The sequence below is a fragment of the Sphingomonas sp. DC1600-2 genome, from assembly GCF_049897605.1.
GTDB lineage: Bacteria > Pseudomonadota > Alphaproteobacteria > Sphingomonadales > Sphingomonadaceae > Sphingomonas.
The window spans coordinates 1-3,939 of the sequence record NZ_JAFCWO010000037.1; the positions used below are offsets into that span (position 1 = coordinate 1).

2 protein-coding genes and 1 pseudogene are annotated in these 3,939 nt (G+C 64.3%); all 3 read left to right on the forward strand.

Annotated features, from left to right (window positions below; all coding sequences use genetic code 11):
* The first annotated feature begins 53 nt into the window (after window positions 1-53).
* Complete coding sequence (locus ACP7BL_RS17740) at window positions 54-2,408, forward strand: ribonuclease R family protein (protein ID WP_426258922.1); 2,355 nt, start codon at window positions 54-56, stop codon at window positions 2,406-2,408.
* A gap of 93 nt (window positions 2,409-2,501) precedes the next feature.
* Window positions 2,502-3,440 (forward strand): hypothetical protein, encoded by a 939-nt coding sequence (locus tag ACP7BL_RS17745; protein WP_426258923.1) that lies wholly within the window; start codon window positions 2,502-2,504, stop codon window positions 3,438-3,440.
* A gap of 115 nt (window positions 3,441-3,555) precedes the next feature.
* Window positions 3,556-3,759 (forward strand): annotated as a pseudogene (locus ACP7BL_RS17750) (MerR family transcriptional regulator); the annotation flags it as partial.
* Between the last annotated feature and the right edge of the window lie 180 nt (window positions 3,760-3,939).

Genomic DNA, 3,939 nt, shown 5'->3' on the forward strand with positions numbered 1-3,939 from the left:
TGACCCGTCCCCAGACATTCCCCTGATCCTCATATATTATCTGGAGCGAAATCATGGAAAACCGAAGGAAACCTGCGCCTCCTGCCGCCACGCTCGACATAAACTGCGACTGCAAAGAACAGATCCTCGATTTCATCTCCGCCTCGCCGACCCCGGCGGGCAAGCGCGAGATTGCGCGCGCCTTCGGGCTGACCGCGCAGGACAAGATCCTGCTGAAGGCGCTGCTGAAGGACATGGCCGATGAGGGGCTGATCGACAGCGCCCCCGGCCGCGCTTTCCACAAACTTGGCGGTTTGCCCAAGGTGACCGTACTGCGCATCGTCGATGTCGACGACAGCGGCACCGCCTGGGCCGTGCCCGAACGCTGGGAGGCGGAGACGCCCGCGCCAAAGCTGCGCGTGCGCGAGCGCAAGCAAGGCGCGCTGGGCGTGGGCGACCGCATCCTCGCGCGCACCGAGGAAGCGGGCAAGGGCTGGATCGCGCACCCGATGAAGACGTTGCCCAAGGGCGAGGAACTGGTGCTCGGCGTGCTGCGGCAGGAGGGCGCGACGCTGTGGTTGCAGGGCGTGGAGAAGAAGGAACGCCGCGAATTCCAGGTGTCCGATGCGGGCGCGGCGCAAGTCGGCGATCTGGTGCTGGCCGAAAAAGCCGGGCGCCCGCCGCGCATCACCGTGCGCGTCACGCAAGTGCTCGGCGACCCGTTTGCGCCGCGCAGCTTCTCGCTGATCGCGATTCACAAGCTGGGGATTCCCGACGTGTTCTCGGCGGAGACGCTGGAGGAAGCGGTGCGCGTGGCGGCGTTGCCTTTGGGGGACAAACGCGAAGACCTGCGCCACCTGCCGATCGTCGCGATCGATCCGGCCGATGCGCGCGACCATGACGATGCCGTGTGGGCCGCACCCGATGACGACCCATCCAATGACGGCGGGTGGAAGGCGATCGTCGCGATCGCCGATGTGTCCTTCTACGTCCGCCCCGGATCGAGCCTCGACCGCGAGGCGCGGCGGCGCGGCAATAGCGTCTATTTTCCAGACCGGGTGGTGCCGATGCTGCCCGAAAGCCTGTCGGCGGAGATGTGCTCGCTGAAGGAGGGCGTCGATCGCGCGGCGCTGGTCTGCCATTTGCAGGTGGGGAAGGGTGGCGCGCTGAAATCGTGGCGCTTCACCCGCGCGGTGGTGCGGATCGCGGCGAACCTCGCTTATGAGGATGCGCAGGCGATGGTGGATGCGGCAATGCTCCCCTCCCGCTCGCGGGAGGGGCTGGGGGAGGGCTCAGCTTCACCCACCGCCGATGCCGGACTTTCCCCTCCCCCAACCCCTCCCGCAGGCGGGAGGGGAGAGCTGCTGCAAGCGCTCCTCCCGTTATGGGGTTGCTGGAAGGCGCTGTCCAAGGCCCGTGCGGCGCGCGCGCCGCTTGACCTCGATCTGCCCGAACGCCGCGTCGTGCTCGACGAGAAGGGCCGCATCCTGTCGGTCGCCCCGCGCGAGCGGCTCGATGCGCATAAGTTGATCGAGGATTATATGATCGCCGCCAATGTCGCTGCGGCCAAGGCGCTGGAGGCGAAGAAGGCACCGGTCATGTACCGCGTCCACGAACAGCCGAGCCGCGAGAAACTGGTCGCGCTGAAGGACTATCTCAAAACCTACGGCATCGAGTTTGCGCTCGGCCAGGTGGTGCGACCGAAGACCTTTAACCAGATCCTCGACAAAGTGATCGACAGCGACGCGCGCCCGCAGATTATGGAGCAAGTGCTGCGCACCCAGACCCAGGCCTATTATGCGCCCGCCAATATGGGGCATTTCGGGCTGGCGCTGGGCAGTTACGGCCATTTCACCTCGCCGATCCGGCGCTATGCCGATCTGATCGTGCATCGTTCGCTGGTCGCCGCTTATGATCTCGGCCCCGGCGGCCTGACCGAAGGCGAAGCCGCGACGATGGAGCGGATCGGCGAGAGCATCTCGATGCTCGAACGCCGCGCGATGGAGGCCGAGCGCGACACGATCGACCGCTATGTCGCGGCTTTTCTGAGTGAAAAGGTCGGCGAAGTGCTGGAGACGCGCATCACCGGCGTCACCAATTTCGGCTTCTTCGCGACCGTCGAGGGGATTGGCGGCGACGGGTTGATGCCGGTGCGCGATCTGGGTGCCAGTTTGGGGGGGGAATATTTCCGCTTCGACGAAGCGAGCCGCACGCTGGTGGGCGAACATAGCGGCACGGTCTTCGCCAGCGGGCAGAAGCTGCCGCTGCGCCTCGCCGAGGCCAACCCGGTGTCGGGCGCTTTGCGCTTCGAGATGGTCGAGGGGCCGGCTGGCGGCGCGGAGCGCGAAACGCGGGGCAAGGGGCCAGCGCGCGTAATCAAGCGGCGCGGGCGGCCGGCGAATATTCGGCATCAGGGGAAGAAGCGGTAGGGTTTTGAGGGTGCTTGGTATTTTGCGGGCGCGCGAAGGGCCGCTCCGCCGAATAGGATTGCGGACGTCTGGCGAGGGTGACAGGATTGGCATATGTTGAGCCTTGCCATCTTACTCGCCTCCGCATCCGTTGCCGCGCCCTCCTGTGCGACAGGGAACTGGGCGCTGCAGGCCAGCGGTCAGACGCTGTTCCGTCTGGATATCAAGGCGACGCCCGCTGGCGCGACGGCGACGTGGGAGCGTCCTGAGAATTGGGAGATCGAGGATGGCGAGAGCTTCTCGCACATCACCGGCCCCGTGGTTCGCCGTCCGGCGCTGGCCGTCAAATCGGTGAACGGCGAACTTGAAATCAGCTTCGATGACCCGAGGCCGGGGGCAACTCCAGACAATTTCCACGTACACTGTGTCGACGCAGGCCATCTTAATGTCACGTACCTCGGAACGGGGTTTGAGCCTTTCGATCTGGTCAAGGACGAAGCAAAAGGCGTCGCACTAGGCCCGTGGGACAGTGGGCGTAGCTATCGTCGTGTGATCAACCGCCCGACGAATGCCGAGATGACGGCAATTTTCGATGCTGATCAGGCGGACCGGCAACCAGACCGCATCGACTGGTCTGTCGTCGGTCCCGCTGACGAGAAACGTCGGGCGCGTACCGAGCAATTGCTCGATTCCGGGGCTCTCCAGAGCGGCGATGACTTCTATCACGCTGCCTTCATTTTTCAGCATGGTGCCAAAGCAGACGACTACTTAAAAGCACATCTTCTCGCGACGATTGCCGTGGCACGAGGCAAGTCAGGAGCGGTGTGGATCGCATCCGCTACGCTTGACCGCTATCTTCGAGCCATCGATAAGCCGCAGGTGCTTGGGACCCAATATAGGATGCCCAAAGGCGCTGCTGTCACGCAGGAACCGTATGACCGTACCTTGGTCTCGGACGCGATGCGCAAGGCACTTCAGGTTCCGTCTCTAGCCGAACAGGAGCAGCAGCGGCAGCGATATGCCGCGAAGGCCTTGGAAGCGAAGAAGCCGTAAATCGAGCGGGTGCGCTGTATTTCTTTTCGATAGACTCCACGCTGCCACCAACAATCTACCTCCCGCACAAAACACCCCTTGAAGGTGACCCAAGGTCAACCGGCATAAGGGCGGCATGGATGATTCGTTTGCCATTGATGAAGTGGTCCGCCGCACCGGCCTGACCGCGCGGGCGCTGCGCTTTTATGAGGCGCGCGGGCTGGTGTCGCCGCTGCGCACCCAATCCGGCCGCCGCTGGTTCGGGCCGGCCGAGCTGGAGCGGGTGCATCGTATCGTCGCGCTCAAGAAGGCCGGGCTCAGCCTGGGCGACATCAAGCGGCTGTTCGACCGCAAACCGATCGACCTTGCCGCCTTGCTGAGCGCGCAACGCGAGCTGGACTTGGACTTGCCCCGCAAAAGTGGAGAGGCATTTGCTCAACGTGACGCGGTTCGTTCGAACTGCGCGGGGCTGATATAGTCGAGCGCGGAATGGCGCCTGACGGGGTTGTAGAAGCCGTCG